General features: G+C 54.4%; 19 protein-coding genes. 16 read left to right on the top strand and 3 right to left on the bottom strand.

Features of this window, described 5'->3' with window-relative positions; genetic code table 11:
- Window positions 1–5: 5 nt before the first annotated feature.
- Window positions 6–587, bottom strand: coding sequence for an elongation factor P hydroxylase (locus FFI90_RS03365; protein ID WP_144776506.1), 582 nt, complete (start codon window positions 585–587; stop codon window positions 6–8).
- Between the two features lie 159 nt (window positions 588–746).
- On the opposite strand from FFI90_RS03365, the gene dsbD reads away from it, so the two are divergent.
- The gene (gene dsbD / locus FFI90_RS03360) at window positions 747–2,648 is read left to right on the top strand and encodes a protein-disulfide reductase DsbD (protein WP_144776505.1); all 1,902 of its coding nucleotides are present in this window, start codon (window positions 747–749) and stop codon (window positions 2,646–2,648) included.
- A 15-nt stretch (window positions 2,649–2,663) separates the two neighbouring features.
- Here dsbD and tusA read toward each other — a convergent pair whose 3' ends face one another.
- A complete protein-coding gene (tusA, locus tag FFI90_RS03355; protein ID WP_144776504.1) occupies window positions 2,664–2,903 on the bottom strand; it encodes a sulfurtransferase TusA in 240 nt (79 codons plus the stop codon).
- Window positions 2,904–2,987: 84 nt separating this feature from the next.
- Here tusA and FFI90_RS03350 point away from each other — a divergent pair, with 84 nt between their 5' ends.
- From FFI90_RS03350 to FFI90_RS03300, 12 genes are all read left to right on the top strand, one after another.
- Window positions 2,988–3,278 carry an antibiotic biosynthesis monooxygenase family protein gene (locus FFI90_RS03350; protein WP_144776503.1) on the top strand — a complete coding sequence of 97 codons (291 nt, stop codon included), beginning with the start codon at window positions 2,988–2,990 and terminating at the stop codon, window positions 3,276–3,278.
- Between the two features lie 107 nt (window positions 3,279–3,385).
- Complete coding sequence (locus tag FFI90_RS03345) at window positions 3,386–4,615, top strand: 7TMR-DISM family protein (RefSeq protein ID WP_246123307.1); 1,230 nt, start codon at window positions 3,386–3,388, stop codon at window positions 4,613–4,615.
- On the top strand, window positions 4,587–5,237 hold the full coding sequence (locus FFI90_RS20275) for a GGDEF domain-containing protein (RefSeq protein WP_246123305.1): 651 nt from the start codon (window positions 4,587–4,589) through the stop codon (window positions 5,235–5,237). Before FFI90_RS03345 ends, FFI90_RS20275 begins: the two co-directional genes overlap by 29 nt.
- A 243-nt stretch (window positions 5,238–5,480) precedes the next feature.
- On the top strand, window positions 5,481–6,911 hold the full coding sequence (gene ccoN, locus FFI90_RS03340; RefSeq protein ID WP_144776502.1) for a cytochrome-c oxidase, cbb3-type subunit I: 1,431 nt from the start codon (window positions 5,481–5,483) through the stop codon (window positions 6,909–6,911).
- Between the two features lie 14 nt (window positions 6,912–6,925).
- Window positions 6,926–7,534, top strand: coding sequence for a cytochrome-c oxidase, cbb3-type subunit II (gene ccoO / locus FFI90_RS03335; RefSeq protein ID WP_144776501.1), 609 nt, complete (start codon window positions 6,926–6,928; stop codon window positions 7,532–7,534).
- Between the two features lie 4 nt (window positions 7,535–7,538).
- Complete coding sequence (locus FFI90_RS03330; RefSeq protein WP_144776500.1) at window positions 7,539–7,724, top strand: cbb3-type cytochrome oxidase subunit 3; 186 nt, start codon at window positions 7,539–7,541, stop codon at window positions 7,722–7,724.
- On the top strand, window positions 7,721–8,611 hold the full coding sequence (ccoP, locus tag FFI90_RS03325; RefSeq protein WP_144776499.1) for a cytochrome-c oxidase, cbb3-type subunit III: 891 nt from the start codon (window positions 7,721–7,723) through the stop codon (window positions 8,609–8,611). The genes FFI90_RS03330 and ccoP overlap by 4 nt, the downstream gene beginning before the upstream one ends.
- 128 nt (window positions 8,612–8,739) lie before the next feature.
- Window positions 8,740–10,170 carry a cytochrome c oxidase accessory protein CcoG gene (ccoG, locus tag FFI90_RS03320; RefSeq protein WP_144776497.1) on the top strand — a complete coding sequence of 477 codons (1,431 nt, stop codon included), beginning with the start codon at window positions 8,740–8,742 and terminating at the stop codon, window positions 10,168–10,170.
- A 48-nt stretch (window positions 10,171–10,218) separates the two neighbouring features.
- Window positions 10,219–10,734, top strand: coding sequence for a FixH family protein (locus FFI90_RS03315; protein ID WP_144776495.1), 516 nt, complete (start codon window positions 10,219–10,221; stop codon window positions 10,732–10,734).
- Window positions 10,731–13,181 carry a heavy metal translocating P-type ATPase gene (locus FFI90_RS03310; protein WP_144776493.1) on the top strand — a complete coding sequence of 817 codons (2,451 nt, stop codon included), beginning with the start codon at window positions 10,731–10,733 and terminating at the stop codon, window positions 13,179–13,181. Before FFI90_RS03315 ends, FFI90_RS03310 begins: the two co-directional genes overlap by 4 nt.
- A gap of 50 nt (window positions 13,182–13,231) precedes the next feature.
- Complete coding sequence (ccoS, locus tag FFI90_RS03305; RefSeq protein ID WP_425463075.1) at window positions 13,232–13,462, top strand: cbb3-type cytochrome oxidase assembly protein CcoS; 231 nt, start codon at window positions 13,232–13,234, stop codon at window positions 13,460–13,462.
- Window positions 13,459–14,148 (top strand): sulfite exporter TauE/SafE family protein, encoded by a 690-nt coding sequence (locus FFI90_RS03300; RefSeq protein ID WP_144776489.1) that lies wholly within the window; start codon window positions 13,459–13,461, stop codon window positions 14,146–14,148. The genes ccoS and FFI90_RS03300 overlap by 4 nt, the downstream gene beginning before the upstream one ends.
- A gap of 20 nt (window positions 14,149–14,168) precedes the next feature.
- Here the strand turns inward: FFI90_RS03300 and ttcA are convergent, their stop codons facing one another.
- Window positions 14,169–15,089 (bottom strand): tRNA 2-thiocytidine(32) synthetase TtcA, encoded by a 921-nt coding sequence (gene ttcA / locus FFI90_RS03295; RefSeq protein ID WP_144777202.1) that lies wholly within the window; start codon window positions 15,087–15,089, stop codon window positions 14,169–14,171.
- Window positions 15,090–15,161: 72 nt separating this feature from the next.
- Here ttcA and FFI90_RS03290 point away from each other — a divergent pair, with 72 nt between their 5' ends.
- The 3 genes from FFI90_RS03290 to FFI90_RS03280 are packed head-to-tail and all read left to right on the top strand — an operon-like array spanning window position 15,162 to window position 17,543.
- Window positions 15,162–15,815 carry a TetR/AcrR family transcriptional regulator gene (locus FFI90_RS03290; protein WP_144776487.1) on the top strand — a complete coding sequence of 218 codons (654 nt, stop codon included), beginning with the start codon at window positions 15,162–15,164 and terminating at the stop codon, window positions 15,813–15,815.
- Entirely contained in the window at window positions 15,772–16,515 is a 744-nt protein-coding gene (locus tag FFI90_RS03285; RefSeq protein ID WP_246123304.1) for a DNA-J related domain-containing protein, read from the top strand. Before FFI90_RS03290 ends, FFI90_RS03285 begins: the two co-directional genes overlap by 44 nt.
- Window positions 16,512–17,543, top strand: a complete 1,032-nt coding sequence (locus tag FFI90_RS03280) for a polysaccharide deacetylase family protein (protein ID WP_144776485.1) — start codon at window positions 16,512–16,514, stop codon at window positions 17,541–17,543. The genes FFI90_RS03285 and FFI90_RS03280 overlap by 4 nt, the downstream gene beginning before the upstream one ends.
- The last annotated feature ends 5 nt before the right edge of the window (window positions 17,544–17,548 follow it).

Here is a 17,548-nt window from a genome sequence, read left to right as displayed (position 1 = left end):
GAGTCTCAGTTTGCCTCATAGTGTTCTTTTGCGAAATATGATGGAACCACACGCCCAACATCATAGTGCCAGGCTGCTCTGAAGGTATCGCCGGTTCCATAAAACGATTTCAGGGTATCAAAAAAGGACTGTGCCCGCTGCGGCAGACCTCTGTCCAGGTAGCCTTCTGCCTGTTCCAGCACCCTGCACCGAAAGCTGTATTCGTCAGACGCACCTTCTCCGGAAAGGTTATCCACACTGATATGGAAACGCGAGCCGGCAGCGACTGAAAACAACCATTCGATAGCTTGTGGTTTTACTTCAACCTGTTCAAAAGCAAGCTGCTGCGCAGATGTCCGGCCATCCGGACAGTACCAGTAACCGTAGTCGTGAAGTGTGCGCCTGTGCTCACCTGCAACGCACCAATGAGCTATTTCGTGCAAAGCACTGGCATAATAGCCATGGGCAAAAACAATCTGCGCCATATCTCCGGCGCTGCCTGCAGGCAGATATTCGGGTTCTTCGCTGCCTTTGACCAGAGTTGTCCGGAAAGCCTCCCGAAACAGGTCATTAAACAGCATGATAAGATCGTTTGGGCTGTGATTCATTGGGTGGCTATTGTGCGACTTTAATGCGTCCATTGCCAGTGGGAACTTTTGCCCGTCCACTGTGTCCACTGGCTTGCTGAACATTACCGGACAGGCAGTTCATCCAGCACTGTGACCTGTTCTCCAAAATACGACATAAACCGGGAAACTTCGCATTCCATGAGAGCTCTATCCACCACATCCGGCAGCATCCGCCGCGTCACGGGGCCATACAGCCTTCTTCTCATGTTAACGCTGTTGCTCACCGCAGCGAACGCTGCCGGGGCGATTGGTGGCAGCAACTCCCTCTTCGGGGGGCAGGGCAATCAATTTCTCCCGGTGGATGAAGCGCTCCCTTTCAGCCATACCACGGAAGGAAATGCCGTTGTGCTGTTCTGGGACATAACTCCCGGACATTACCTCTACAGGGATCGCATCAGTATCGAGGCTCTGGATGAAGGCGTGAGTGCGGGCCCATTGGAGTTCTCGAGCCCGGGAACTGAAACCGAGGATGATTATTTCGGCAAAACCACCGTTTTTTTCGACCCTGTAGAAGCAAAGATTCCGGTAACGCTACCTGACGGTATTCGCGAGGCCCGGTTCGAGGTCACTTATCAGGGCTGTGCGAAAGCGGGTCTCTGCTATCCGCCGCAGACTCGAGAGGTGCTCTTTTATCAGAGCCAGGATTCTGGCTCACAGCAAGGCGGAGCGGGCAAAAGCAGCCAGAGCAGCACAACTTCCCGAGCAGACACCAACTCAGCCACAGGGCTTGCCGGATTCCTTTCGGAGCAGTCAACTCTGGTGATTGCCGGCGTATTTCTCCTTCTTGGTCTGGGCCTGACCTTCACACCCTGTGTACTTCCAATGGTTCCGATCATTTCTTCCCTGGTATCCGGGCAGAACACACGTACAACGGGGCATGCATTACTGCTCTCAACCAGCTACGTGCTGGGAATGGCTCTTACCTATGCAGGAGCTGGTGTGCTTACCGGGCTTCTGGGCGCAAGCTTCAACCTGCAGGCGCAACTACAATCACCTTGGGTGCTAGGCGTTTTCGCACTGATGTTTGTGGTTTTTGCTCTCTCCATGTTTGATCTGTTCGAGATTCAGCTCCCGCGTTTTATCAGCGAACCCCTGAATGATGCCAGCCAGCGGCTCACAGGCGGCAGAGTTATCAGCATTTTCGGTATCGGCGCCCTCTCAGCATTGATTGTCTCGCCCTGTGTTTCTGCGCCTCTCGCCGGCAGCCTGCTTTATATATCCACGACGCAGGACGCCATGATCGGTGGCATTGCCCTTTTCTCCCTTGGTCTGGGCATGGGCATCCCGCTTATTCTTGTGGCCGTAGGTGGACGAAGACTTCTCCCGACGACCGGTCACTGGATGACCACCGTCAAACACTTTTATGGCGTCATGCTGATTGCCGTCGCTATCTGGTTGATTGAGCGCCTGGTTCCAGGCTGGCTAGGGTTAACACTCTGGGGTGGGCTACTTGCCATAACCGGCGTACAGCTGGGCGCCTTCGACGCAGCCAAAGCTGGCTGGGAACGCACTCGGAAAGGCCTGGGCTTGATCTTCTTTGCCTACGGGCTAGCTCTGCTCGCAGGTGCCGTTGGCGGCGCCAATGACCCTCTGGCTCCGTTAGACCCGTTTATCGCCAAAGCCTACACGGGCGAACAATCAGGCTCGACCACCGGCTCTGTCAACAGCCACGCTGATTTTGCCCGGGTAGAGAGTCCTTCGGAGATTGAGGCTATGCTGTTACAGGCCAGGCAGCAGGGCCGGCCCGTGGTTCTGGATTTTTACGCAGACTGGTGCATTTCCTGCAAAGTCATGGAACGCAACGTATTCAGTGATGCTGGCGTAGTTAATGCGCTCGGCCCCTTCACGCTGCTGCAAATCGATATGACAGATAATACGCCAGCTCAACAGGCCATGCTGGACAGCCTGGGGTTATTCGGGCCTCCGGCCATCCTGTTCTACGACACCAACGGTGAGGAGATGGCGCGCGAACGAGTTCTGGGCGAGATGAACCGGGATCAGTTCCTGAAACACATCAATGACTTGCCCGTATCCATCTAATCAGAGAAACCCGTTTCAATCGCCACGACGTATGAGGTAGATATAGCGATCATCCTGCTCTGCATGGCTCACCAGCTCATGTCCCAAAAACTGGCAGAACCGGGGGACATCGCGGGTCGTTGAAGGATCTGTAGCGGTTACCCTTAGAATTCTTCCCGGCGCCACATCTTTGATGCGCGTGTGAAGCAACATAACGGGCTCGGGACAGAACAGCCCGCAGGCATCAAGCTCGGCATCATACTCGACAGCAGTCACAAAACATCTCCCTCTATTCGACCTGTTTTTTCAGAAATACGTGCTAAATTACTGTTTATACCATTAAAACATCTGGAGGTTTGCATGATCCGGGTTCTGATTGAACGCCACATAGCCGAGTCACTTGAAACTGCTTACGAAGAACGCTCCCGCAAGGTTTTGCAACGGGCAGTTGCTGCCCCGGGATTTATTTCCGGAGAAACGCTGGTTGACAGTCATGACGCCAATCACCGGATTACGCTTGCCAACTGGCGCTCCGAGGCCGACTGGAATCGTTGGTACCAGTCTCAGGACCGCCGCAGCCTGATGGCCGAACTTGTTCCGATGATGGACAAGGATGAAGTCATAACAGTCCTCGAACAGAGCGGTGTTTAAGCGAAATACCCCCAGCCTGTGATCATTCGCATAATTTTAAACAGTTTAACAACATAGATTGTAGACGTTCGCTACACTCCCAGTCCTAATGTCTGTGGAAGCGTCTGATGTCATTTTTCGCACGGCTATTTTTTCTTCTGGCCTGCTGCTTTGCTGCGGCATCAGGGCTTGTGAACGCTGCGGTGCCGGGTTTAACAGCACCGCAGCGTTCAGAGTGTCCGGTGCTGGACGCGACCAACTCTCAGGCGCGCACGGCGATTATGCACTACGTGTGTTTCCACCAGACATCCCCGGGCGACCAGGCTCACAACGCAACCCGCCCTGACGAGCTGCCTGGCGACTTGAATTGGACGCCTTCCCGCGGGCACGAGCTGGTTTTCACCCGAACCAGTTCGGTGTACTGGGTACAGTTGAAACTCCGCAATAATGGAAGTGAACGCCGGCTCTGGTACCTCAACCTCAACTACCCGCTGTTGGATGAAGTCACTTTCTGGCAGGGCGACGAGCCCGCGGACGTTGTTGTCACCGGTGACCAGCACCCTTTTCGTTCAAGAGCAGTAGATTACCGGTATTTCCTTCTGCCGGTCACACTCAACAGCGGCGAAACCCGCACTATTACCATGCGCATACATAGCAGTGGCGCACTGAACATTCCATTACGACTCGAAACACCGGCAGAATTGATAGCCGAAAGCAACCAACTGGCGATTACCCACGGACTGTTCTTCGGAGCTGTTCTGGTGCTCGCCATATTCAATCTGCTTCTGCTTTTCAGCTCAGGAACCCTGTATTACCTGCACAACGCCCTTTATATGTTAGCAATGGGGCTTTTCCTGTTTGCCATGGGCGGTTTTGCCAACCAGTATTTCTGGCCCGAGAACCCCGAGTTCGCAAACACCTCCATCCCGTTGACCCTGGTTCTGTGCACACTGGCAATGACCCTGTTCGGGCGCTCTTTTCTGGATGTAGACAAATACACCCGTGCAGACAAAATGCTGAAAGCTATTATCTGGACCTGCGCCGGCTTTACCGGCCTGACTCTGGTTTTGCCTTACAGCCAGGCTATCCTCTTTAATACCGCTCTCGGGCTTGCCACCATATTCGTTCTTTCGGTCATCGCCATAAGCCGTTGGCGCCAGGGTTACCAACCGGCAAAATGGTATGTTCTTGCCTGGGCGGTCATGGCGGCCGGATCGCTGATCTATGCGGCTGCAGCGTTCGGATACCTGACGGAATTCCTGGCCCGGGAGTCGCTCATGCAAGTGGCGATTGGCGATTGGCGGCCAGATTATCCTTCTCAACTACGCAATGGTTCAACGCTGGCGGCTGCTCAGTGATAAATTGCTGGAAGTGGAGCAGGCCGCCCGTAGCGATCTGGAGTACAGGGTCCACGAACGTACTGCCCAGCTACGGTCAACCATGCGAGAGCTGGAGAATGCCAACCGCAAGCTCGCAACGCTAAGTCTCAACGACCCGCTGACCGGCCTTTATAATCGGCGCCACATGGATAACGTGTTGCCCGAGCTATGCGCCGAAGCCCGCAGAACAGGGCAGCCCTTCACTATTGCCCTGGTGGACGCTGATCATTTCAAGGCTATCAACGACACCTGGGGCCATGGTTTTGGCGATACCTGCCTGCAAATGATTGCGAGCATTCTGACTCGTCATGTGAAGCGCCCGCGGGATATCACCATCAGGTTCGGTGGTGAGGAGTTCGCATTGCTGTTACCCGACACAGACACCGTCGGCGCGCAAAGAGTATGCGAAGCTCTGCTACAGGATCTCCAAACCACCACCGTGAACGGGCCGGACGGCAAGAAAGCCTGCCTTACCTTGAGCGCGGGAATTGCCTCGCTGCTTCCGGACGAAGATCAACAGGCTCTTTTCGAGCGTGCAGACGGCGCGCTCTACGAAGCAAAGGCCCGGGGTCGCAACCAAACCGTTATTGCCGGAATATAAAGCGATTACTTTCCTTTCAATGCTGCATTTATTGTTCTTAGTCAAGTTTACCAAGTTCACCTTGAACGGCTCCGGGGCTATCATAGAACCTCAGCTTGCAAAGCGCTTTGGAAAAGGCGCCATGCTGTTGATTCGGGCGCATTTGACGGATATCAGGAGTTGATCCGTGTCATTGCAAACAGCTAATGGTTTCTCCATACTTGCGCCCGCATAATTCCCCACTCTGAACCCATTGGTAAGGCTATGAGCACACAAAATCCGAACCTGACATATAACTACAAGGTGGTGAGACAGTTCGCCATCATGACAGTGGTATGGGGTATTGTTGGCATGGCGCTGGGCGTGTTGATTGCAGCACAACTGGTTTGGCCATCCCTCAACCTCGATCTGCCATTTACTCACTTCGGTCGCCTGCGACCGCTGCATACCAATGCTGTTATTTTCGGTTTTGGTGGTAGTGCCTTGTTTGCAACATCGTACTACGTTGTTCAGCGCACCTGTCAGACACGACTGATTTCGGACAAACTCGCCGCCTTTACCTTCTGGGGCTGGACCGCAATCATCGTTTCCGCGGCGATTACCCTGCCAATGGGCCTCACCAGCACCAAAGAATACGCTGAGCTGGAATGGCCGATTGACATCGCCATAGCTGTAGTCTGGGTTACTTACGCCCTGGTTTTCTTCGGCACCATTACCAAACGCAGCACTCCACACATATACGTAGCCAACTGGTTTTACGGCGCGTTCATTCTTACCATCGCCGTACTGCATATTGGTAACAACCTGGCACTGCCAGTCAGTGCGTTCAAATCCTACTCGGCCTATGCCGGCGTAACCGACGCGATGATGCAGTGGTGGTACGGCCATAACGCCGTAGGCTTCTTCCTCACTGCCGGCTTCCTGGGCATGATGTACTACTTTGTTCCCAAGCAGGCCGGGCGCCCGGTTTATTCCTACCGCTTGTCCATCGTGCACTTCTGGGCACTGATCGCGACCTACGTATGGGCCGGTGGCCACCACCTGCACTACTCTGCTCTGCCAGATTGGGCTCAGACTGCCAGCATGATTATGTCCCTGATTCTGCTTGCGCCGTCCTGGGGTGGCATGATCAACGGCATGATGACGCTGTCAGGCGCATGGCACAAACTGCGCACAGACCCCATCCTGCGCTTCCTGGTGGTTTCCCTGTCGTTCTACGGCATGTCTACCTTCGAAGGGCCAATGATGTCTATCAAGACCGTGAACGCACTGTCTCACAACACTGACTGGACTGTCGGCCACGTTCACTCCGGCGCTCTGGGTTGGGTTGCAATGATCAGTATTGGTGCAATCTACCACCTGATTCCCAAGCTCTGGGGCCTCAAGGAAATGTACAGCGTTAGCATGATCAACGTGCACTTCTGGCTGGCGACAGTCGGCACCGTACTGTACATCGTCGCCATGTGGGTTAACGGCATCATGCAAGGTTTGATGTGGCGTGCAGTCAACGACGACGGCACCCTGACCTACAGTTTTGTAGAGAGCCTCGAAGCGTCCTACCCCGGCTATTTTGTGCGCTTCCTCGGTGGCGTCATTTTCCTCGCTGGCATGCTGTTCATGGCTTATAACGTCTACATGACCGTGCGTCAGAAAGAAGCGGCTGCCCAGGACAACGCAGCAGTTCAGGCGGCGTAACGGAGAGAGACCAGATGAAACACGAAATTGTAGAAAAGAATATTGGCCTGATGATTGTCTTTATCATCCTGGTCATCAGTGGCGGTTTTCTGGCGGAAGTGCTCCCGCTTTTCTTCCTGAAGAGCGTCAACGAGCCGATAGAAGGCCTTGAGCCGCTGTCGGCGCTGGAACTGGAAGGCCGTGACATCTACATCCGCGAAGGCTGTCACGTCTGCCACACTCAGCAAATCCGCCCGTTCCGCGCAGAAACCGAGCGTTACGGCCACTACTCCGTTGCGGGCGAATTCGTTTACGAGCGCCCGTTCCTATGGGGTTCCAAGCGCACGGGGCCTGATCTGGCCCGTGTTGGCGGCCGTTACTCAGATGCCTGGCAGCGCCAGCATCTGTATAACCCGCGCAGCGTGGTTCCTGAATCCAACATGCCTGCTTTTCCGTGGCTGTTCGAAGATGTTGTAAACCATAACGGCACTGCAGCCAAGCTTTCCGCACTGCAGACGTTGGGTGTGCCCTACACTGACGAACAGATCGCCGGTGCAGCGGATCAACTGGAAGGCAAGTTTGAAATCGAGGCCCTGGTCGCATACCTGCAACAGCTGGGCACCGTACTTTCAGACAAACGGTGATTTGATGGATATTAACGAGTTACGCGGCGTGCATACCCTTTTAATGATGGCCGTCTTTATCGGCATCATCTGGTGGGCCTTCAGCGCCCATCGCAAAAAGGCAAACGAAGAAGCAGCCCATCTGCCGTTCGATGATGACGAGGTGGAAAAGCGTACTCTTGAACAGGAAAAAACGGAGAAAAAACAATGAGTACCTTCTGGAGCATCTGGATCAGTGCGATCGTGCTCGGTACCGTCTTTGGCTGCTGGTGGCTTTTGCATGCCACCCGTAAAAGTCAGACAACCGATGTAGAAACCGACCGCACTGTAGGTCACTCTTTCGATGGTATCGAGGAGTATGATAATCCACTGCCTAAGTGGTGGTTCTACCTGTATGTCGCTACGTGCATTTTCGCACTTGGTTACCTGGCACTTTACCCGGGCCTGGGTAACTACAAGGGCTTACTGAACTGGACGTCGACCAATCAGTGGGAGGCAGAAGTTGCCGACGCTGAAGAGAAGTACGGTCCAATCTACGCGCAGTATGGTCAGACCCCGGTAGAAGAGCTGTCCAAAGACGCTGATGCACTCAAGATTGGCCAGCGTCTGTTCGCAAATAACTGCTCTGTTTGCCATGGCTCTGCCGCTCGCGGCCAGGTGGGCTTTCCCAATCTGACCGACGACGACTGGCTGTGGGGCGGAACACCAGAGGCTATCCTGGAAACCCTGCACAACGGCCGGATGGGTAACATGCCAGCGAAAGGTGTGATGCCGAACATGACCAACGAACAGGTCGACCAAGTGGTCAATTACGTTCTGAGCTTCAGTGGCCGTGAAAAAGACGCTGCTGCAGCCGAGGCAGGCAAAGCTATATTCGCTCAGGGCTGTGTGGCTTGCCACGGACCCGAAGGCAAAGGCATGACAGCTCTTGGCGCGCCCAACCTGACGGACAACGTCTGGCTATACGGCTCAAACTACGAGTGGATCAAAGAGACGGTTCTGCACGGTCGTCAAAACCAGATGCCAGCTCAGAGTGGGCGTCTGTCTGAAGATCAGATCCAGATTCTGGCTGCGTACGTTTACAGCCTGTCCAACTGACTTCCCGGCCGGGCCTTCAGCCCGGCCTGGTCTGCTCAACCCTGTGTCTGCGTGCGGGCACAGGCTTGAGAAGATCAGCAGCCTGAAAAGGCATCGCGCCCGCTTCAAGACTTCATCTGGAGATACCCATGAGTAATGAAATTCCGGTCAAACAGGTCGACCCCTCCTCGGAACCTTCGGGCAAAAACCAGAAAATTGAAACCGTCGACTTGTACGCCAGCCGGAAGAAAATCTATGCGAAGGAAGTAAAAGGCCTGTTCCAACGCATCCGGACTGTCAGCCTTTTAGTACTAATGGGCATGTACTTCCTGTTTGTCTGGTTGACGCTGGACGGCAACCCGCTGATTCATTTTGATCTGCCAGCACGGGAATTCCACCTCTACGGGGCCACATTCTACCCAAAAGACTTTTTCCTGCTCTCCGGCATGCTAATAATCAGCGCCTTCGGCCTGTTTTTCATTACCACTCTGTTTGGTCGCGTCTGGTGCGGCTACACCTGTCCTCAGACAGTGTGGACGTTTATCTTTATGTGGGTTGAAGAGCGAATCGAAGGCAGCCGCAACAAACGTATGAAGCTGGACAAGGCACCCAACTCCACAGAGAAAATTGTAAAGAAAACGGCTAAGCATCTAATATGGCTTGTTATTTCTTTGCTGACCGGGCTCACGTTTATAGGATACTTCTATCCTATAAGGGAGCTTACCGTCGATATATTCACCGTCCAGGCCAACGGTTGGGCCTATTTCTGGGTTGCATTTTTTACCATAGCCACCTACCTGAATGCCGGCTGGATGCGCGAACAGGTGTGCTTGTATATGTGCCCTTACGCCCGCTTCCAGTCGGTCATGTTTGACCCGAATACACGCATTGTGTCCTACGACCCCAATCGGGGCGAGCCCCGCGGAGGACGCAAAAAAGACGTAAAACCGGAAGAAGTCGGCCTTGGCGACTGCATCGATTGTGGGCAGTGTGTTCATGTATGTCCTACCGGCATTGATATCCGGGACGGCCTTCAGTACGAGTGCATCGGTTGTGCATTGTGCATAGACGCCTGCGACGAAATCATGGACAAAATGAACTACCCGCGCGGGCTGATTCGTTACACCACCGAAAACGAGCTTGAAGGCAAGCCGTCGAAATTACTGCGACCTCGTACGTTTGGTTATGGTGCGGTTCTCACAGCCATGATTTCCGCAATCATATTTGTGATCGCCACCCGTGTGCCAGCCCAGATGGATGCACTGAGAGATCGCGGAGCACTGTTCAGTTTTAACGGTGAGGGGCGCATTGAAAACTCCTATACCCTGAAAATAGTGAACATGTCAGAGGTTCCACAGACCTTTACACTGTCGGTAGAGGGCCTTGACGGCATCCGTATTCTGACCGAGACCCAAGTAAGCGTAGACAGCGGTGAGAACCGCTCTTTACCAACGGTTGTGGATGTTCCGCCTGAATCCATTCCACAATCAAATAACGAAATAATCTTCCATGCACAGTCTGAAACGGATACTTCACTGAAGCTGGAAACCGAAAGCCGATTTGTCGGTCCAACGCAGTAACCCTTCGGGGTCACTGTTGGTCACCTGTAAAAGACGAGACTGAGCAATATGAATCAAGACGTACCCGTAGCGCCCTGGTACAAGCAGCCCTGGTTCTGGTTCCTGACCATAGCTCCGCTGTCCGCCATTACCTTCAGCATGTTCATGCTGGTTGTGGCGTCGAACATGAAAGACACGATGGTGAGCGACGATTATTCGAAAGAAGGCCGGGGCATTAATCTTGAGATAGCCCGTGACCGCGCTGCAGCAGAGATGGGACTGAGCGCGGACATGGCGTTCGAAAACCGTAGCATTTTGTTGGATGTTAACACTCAACAGGGCCCGGCTGACTATCCCTACCTGATCCTTAACCTGTTCCACCCGACGCTGGCGCAGAACGACCGTACCATTCAGTTCCAGAGTGACGGCAACGGCCACTATACCGGCACAATGCTGCAGGATATCGAAGGTCGCTGGTATTACGAACTCCGCGGACCAGACAACCAGTGGCGCCTCAAAGGTGAGGCCTGGCTGCCCTCTGATGGCGATCTGCATATGGGTCCGAAAGGCTCTGCAAAAGGGTGACCCCCCTGGATTGCTTCCATTGCGGCGAACCGGCTGACGGTGAGCCGCCGATTACGCTTGAGCTCGATGGGAAACACCGTTTTTTCTGTTGCCAGGGCTGCAAAGCGGTGTGTGAAACCATTCACAGCGAAGGTCTGACCGGTTTTTATCAGCTGCGCACGGAGACGGCCGTCACTCCCCGCCAGCTGACTGACTCTGAGCTTGACCGGCTCAGGGAACTGGATCATCCCCTTGTGCAACAAGCCTTTGTTTCTCCGGTTAAAGGCGGCCAGGAAGCCCAGCTTCTGATTGGTGGCATCACCTGCGCTGCCTGCATCTGGTTGTTGGAAAATCACCTTAAAAAGCAACCGGGCGTGCTCTCCTTCTCCGTTAATCACACAACCCAACGGGCTCGACTGGTCTGGGCTCAGGACAAGGCTGCCCTGAGCGATTTACTGATCGCTATTCATGAACTCGGCTACACTGCCCGCCCTTATCAGTCAGATGCTGTTGAGGATCAACTTAAGGCCGAACACCGCACCATGTTGATCCGGCTAGCCGTCGCTGGCATTGGTAGCTTTCAAAGCATGATGCTGGCGTTTCCGCTTTATTTTGAATTGGTTAGCGGCCTTTCACCGGAGTTTGTGTCGTTTTTCCGCTGGTTCAGCCTGCTCGTGGCCACTCCAGTTGTGCTCTACAGCGCCGGGCCCTTTTTCCGCAATGCACAACGCGATATCAGAACCCGACATCTGACCATGGACGTACCCGTGGCCATCGCCATTGGCCTTGCTTACCTGGCCAGCGCCTGGGTAACCGTTGTGGGCGGCGAAGAGGTGTATTTTGAATCCGTCTGCATGTTCACGTTCTTCCTGTTGCTTGGCCGATATATAGAGGTGCAGGCCAGATATCGTGCAGGCCTTACAGGCAATGCTCTGGCGGGTTTTCATCCTACAGTAGCTACACGCGTAAACGGCGACCAAACCGAAATCATACCCGCCCACCAGGTGAAGCCCGGCGATGTGGTTCGGATCAGGCCCGGCGAAACCTTACCCATTGACGGTGTGATTCTTCGCGGCCAATCTACCCTGAACGAATCGGCGCTGACCGGCGAGTACCTGCCTGAAACCCGGGTGGCTGGTGACACAGTGCATGCGGGAAGTATCAACGGTGAAAACCCACTGGACGTTCAGGTTGTGAAATCCGGCGCCCAGACAAGGCTTTCCGGTATTCTGCGGATACTCGATCGCGTTCAGTCAGAAAAGCCGCCGGTGGCACGAATGGCCGATCGCATTGCCGGCAAGTTTGTCGGACGTGTTCTGATCCTTGCGCCTGTCGTCTGGATCGGGTGGTGGCTGGCAGGGGCAGACAACGCCTTCGATATTACGCTATCAGTTCTTGTCGTGACCTGTCCTTGCGCCCTGTCCCTTGCGACACCTACAGCGATTACCTCCGCGACCATTAAATTACGGCGTCTGGGCTTTCTGCCAACCCGCGGCCACGCACTTGAGTCCATGAACACCATAGACACGGTGATCTTCGATAAAACCGGCACCCTGACCCGGGGTGAGCTGAGCCTGATCGATACCCGGGTGGTCGGCAGCAAAGATAAAGACATCTGCCTGCGGATTGCCGCGGGTCTGGAGCAACATTCGGAGCACCCTATCGCCCGGGTCTTCCATAACCGCCCTGCGGCGTCCATAAACCAAGTGAACAACCATCTGGGCGGAGGGCTATCTGGTCAGTTTGGTGAGTGCGGATTTTTCATAGGCCACAGGGCCTTTGTTGCGCAACACACAAGCGCGCCGGAGCCCGAATCTGAAGCACACTCAGGTATGGAAATATGGCTTGCTTCCGAAGACGAGTGGCTGGCCTGCTTCCGGCTTGATGATCAGCCCCGGGAAGACGCAGCACAAGCGGTCAAAGCCCTGCAGGATGCGGGCATACGTACAATGCTGCTGAGCGGCGACCGCTCCGGCCACGTGCGCCAGATTGCGGACATGTTGGGCATTGACGACGCTATTGGCCAAGCATCTCCGGAAGAGAAACTGAACGTTCTTACCCGACTGCGGTCCGAAGGGCACCAGATAATGATGGTCGGAGACGGACTCAACGATCTCCCGTCGATGGCTGGTGCAGGCATTTCAGTGGCCATGGGCACAGCGGCCGATCTTACACAGCTCAAAGCCGATGCGGTTCTGCTCAATGGGCAACTGATGCAACTGGTAGAAGCATTGAGAACCAGTCGCCGTACACGCAAAATCATTCGCCAGAACATGACCTGGGCACTTGTCTATAACGTCTGTGCCCTGCCTCTTGCGGCCGCCGGCCTGGTTCCGCCCTGGCTTGCAGCCATCGGCATGTCTCTGAGTTCGCTGATTGTTGTACTCAACGCATTACGTCTTGGTTCGAAAACCCGCTCCGTCAATCCCGGCGGAGCACCGGAATTTGGCGTACAAGCCACGCCCTGATACCGTGAACGCTCGGCTTTAACTATGAGGTTTATTCCGTGGAAATCGTAATGTTCCTGGTACCGGTGATGCTGATCCTGGTGGTGATGGGCATTTTGCTGTTTTCCTGGGCCGTGAAAAATGGCCAATACGACGACCTTGAGGGCCCGGCACACCGGATTCTCTATGACGACGACAAAGACATGATCCCGGAAGACGCGCGCACGGATAAACCGGAACCGCCCGAGGGCCCGTCCGGTGAGGAAAAGCAACGTCCTGAGGACGAATCTCGCCGCTCATGAGCCCGGAACTGTATCTCAGCTATCCTAGTGCGTTTCTCATCGGGTTGCTTGGCAGCACCCATTGCCTTGGTATGTGCGGCGGAATAAGTGCATCTCTTTCCATGGCGCTGCCGGTTGGAAAGGGCTTTCGCCTGCGCCAGTCCCTGCTGTTGCTTGCCTTCAATTCCGGACGAATCGCAAGCTATGCGTTGATCGCAACGCTGGTTGCGCTATTAAGCACATCGGCTGCGAATCAATGGGCTGAGCTGGGCGTTGTACTGCGGTCAATCGCGGGCTTGCTACTGATTTTCATGGGGTTATCAATGGGGCAATGGTGGCAGGGCATCCGGTATGTGGAGCGTATCGGGGCACCGCTCTGGAAGCGACTTTCGCCCATTACGCGCAAACTCCTACCCGTCAATAACGCGGGTCAAGCGCTTGCGCTTGGTGCGCTTTGGGGCTGGCTACCCTGTGGGTTGGTATACAGCACGCTGGGCTGGGCCGCCTTGCAACCTACTGTCGGCTCAGCGGCACTCACCATGATGTTTTTCGGGCTGGGAACTCTGCCCTCAATGTTGGCGACCGGTTACGCAGCGAGCTGGATCAGCGGATTAAAAAGTAATCAGATGTTCCGGAAATTCACTGGCGCCCTGCTGATACTGTTCGGGCTGTGGACTCTCCCGATCATGGCATTGGTCGTCCATTAATCCGGCTCCAGGTCGGACTCTCAGAGGTTCAGAACATCCAGGCGTCCAAAATTCTGCTCAGGCTCCTGCGACGGCATGGCTGTCTGTACAACCTGGCCTGAAGCTCCCAAGCGCTTGCCCTCCCGGAAATCATAGATGCTTGTATCTGCAAGATGGGAGGGCTCAACATTGCGCAAAGCCCCGAACATACTTTCAAGCCGACCGGGGTGTTGCTCGTCCCATTGCTGGAACATTTCCTTGATAACCTGGCGCTGCAGGTTTTCCTGAGAACCGCAGAGGTTGCAGGGAATGATGGGGAACTGTCTAAGCTCCGCGTAGCGCGCGATGTCTTTCTCCCGGCTGTATGCAAGCGGGCGAATGACGGTATTGCGACCATCATCACTGTGCAGTACCGGCGGCATGGTTTTGAGCTTTCCGCCGTAAAACATATTCAAAAACAGAGTTTCCAGAAGATCGTCGCGATGGTGCCCAAGTGCAATTTTGGTAACGCCGTGCTCTTCAGCAAAATTGTAGAGAATACCGCGACGCAGCCTGGAGCAAAGCCCACAGGTGGTTTTCCCCTCCGGAACCTTATCCTTGACGATGCTGTAAGTATCCCGCTCAATGATGTGGTATTCGATACCCATCGCAGCAAGATACTCCGGCAGAACTTCTTCCGGAAAGCCAGGCTGTTTCTGGTCAAGATTGACGGCAATCAGCTCAAACGAAACAGGTGCGCTTTTCTGCAAATTGAGCAGAATGTCCAGCATGGCATATGAGTCCTTGCCACCTGATAAACAACACATTACTTTGTCGCCCGCTTTAATCATCGAGAAATCGGCAATAGCTTGGCCGGCTTCCCGGCGCAGACGCTTTTGCAATTTATTTTGCTCTGATTTTTGCGAACGCTCGTATTCTGAACTAAAGGCTTGATTAGAATTGGCAACTGTCGCTTCGGGCATATCAATCATGTTCATTGGGGGAGTGTTCATGAGATTATACGCATCCCATCATTTCAGGGACAGGACGCTGACATGGATATGTTGAGTTCAAACAAAGAACCCATGGGAAAACGGCAGCAGAACAGCCTTCGCAACCGCCAGGCCATTCTGTCGGCAGCACGCACCTGCTTTCAGGAACGAGGCTATGAGAACACAACCATCCGTGACCTCATAAAGCGTACCCATTTGGCTTCAGGTACATTTTATAATTATTTCAACAGTAAACAGGATATTTTTGCAGCCTTGCTGACAGAATTTCTTAGTGGTCTGAATAACAATCTGAGCCGCTCCCGGCGCTCTGCGAAGACCGCAGAAGAGTTTATCTATCGTTCCTATCAGGCACTCTACAGCGCAACAGCAAGGGATCCACTGGTTTATGAACTGGCCCATCGTAACGACCGTGCGCTGAGAGAGCTGTTCGGTTCCGGCATACTCGGGTTGATCATGATTTCGCTTGAAGATGACGTCCGAGACGCGATTGACAAGAACGTTCTGCCAGATGTTGACCAGGACTATCTTTGCGCTGCGTTTTTTGGCGTCGCCTACGAGACCGGCTTGATGGTTGCAGAACGAGTGCACCTGCACCCGGAGCAATGCGACGACGAAGTCGAGATGGCCACCGGTTTTTCAACGGCGCTTTTTATTGGCGGGCTCTCCCGACTGGCAGCCCTTCCCTGTCGGCGGTGACTACCCTAACATTAGCTTCATGAGAAATACGCCAGCGCCCCGGGACTGCCACCCACAACCCAAGCAGGGAACTCAACCTGACGCGATACTGGAACAGCAAATCCAGCATCTGCTCGTGGCTGTAGAGCATGAACTTCGCGATTCGCCGGAGGGCATGGACGAACTTAACCTGATCAAGAGAATGCAAAACCCACCTTGGCGGCTTTTCGGAAAGCTTGATTTTCAAGACCCGCAAAACCTCTATCCAACGCACTTCCTGCTTTTCCACGTGCTGTACCGCCTGAAGGATACCCTTGCAGAGGGTGGTGAAAGCCTGACTATATCTCCCATGCGGATTACCATTGACCGTCAGGACACAATCGGCGGAACCGGACTGCCCGGCGCCCCCGACAACCTTCGCAGTTTCTATCTCGATCTGTCCCAATATGAGCTCCCAAAGGATGCCATTCAGCAGATGATGAACAGGTTCTGGGCAGGCTACCAAAACACCGGGCCGTCCAGACCGGAAACTCTGGCAGCCGCAAACAGGCTCGGGTTCGATGCAGTCCCGGAAAGCTTCATTGTGGCAAAACAGGCGTTTCGTCGCGCGGTGATGCAAGCTCATCCGGATCGCGGTGGTGACAAGGACTCAATCCAGGCGCTTAACGAGGCTTTTGCCATTCTTAAAGCGCATTTCAGTCAGATGATGGAGCAGACATGAGAACACACAAAATCTGGATATCAGTGGCCCTGTCCTGTCTCGTGCTGGCGAGCTTCCCCGCAAGAGCCGATCTTGTGGTGCTTCAGTATCATCACATTAGCGATACTACGCCACCTTCCACCAGCACCTCGGCTTCCCTGTTTCAGGCCCAGATCGATTTAATCACGGAGCTGGGGATCGATGTTGTTGATCTGCATAGCGCCACGGATAACCTGTTTTCTGGCAACCCGTCACAGGGTCAGCGCATTGCCATTACCTTCGATGATGCCTATGAGTCGGTTTACAGCCAAGGCGCAGACATCCTCCGGGAACAGGGTTTGCCTTACACTATTTTTGTAGACACGGCAGCAGTGGGAAACCAAGGCTACATGACCTGGGCGCAACTGAAAGAACTGGCTGCACGTAACGGGGTCAGCATTGCCAACCACAGCGCCGGACACGGACACCTGGCAAGAAAGCCGGGAGAGGCAGAAGCAGATTGGAAACAACGGATAACCCGTAGCCTGGATTCCGCACAGGCGGAGTTGAAACAGCAATTCGGAAACGTCTTGCCCTTGTTTGCATACCCTTATGGCGAGTTTGACGAAGCTCTTGAAGCCGAGGTGGCCAAACGGGGCTGGTACGGGTTCGGGCAGCAATCCGGGGCTATAGGCCCACTTGCCGGGCAAACCCGTCTGCCCAGATTCCCCATGGCCAATGCCTACGGACAGCTCAACGGCCTCAAAGACAAGCTGAATAGCAAGGCGTTTCCCATAGACACCAGCCAGCTGCCTGATGGCATCATGACAGCTAACCCGCCAACACTTGTCTTGCCTCTGACGAAAGAGATTCAGCCCAACCGGCTGACCTGCTTCGCCTCAGGCATGGGCCGCATTGAGTTTGAGGCCGCTGATGACGGAATAAACGTCAAGGCACCGAAACCCTTCGACAGGCGGAGATTCCGGTATAACTGCACGCATCCTGATGACAAGGGCAATTTTTACTGGCTGTCGCAGCAGTGGCTGGACCTTAGCCAACCGGAAGACTGAACTGA

The organism is Marinobacter maritimus (assembly GCF_007671675.1).
Lineage (GTDB): Bacteria > Pseudomonadota > Gammaproteobacteria > Pseudomonadales > Oleiphilaceae > Marinobacter > Marinobacter maritimus.
This window is presented reverse-complemented; position numbering and strand designations above follow the sequence as displayed.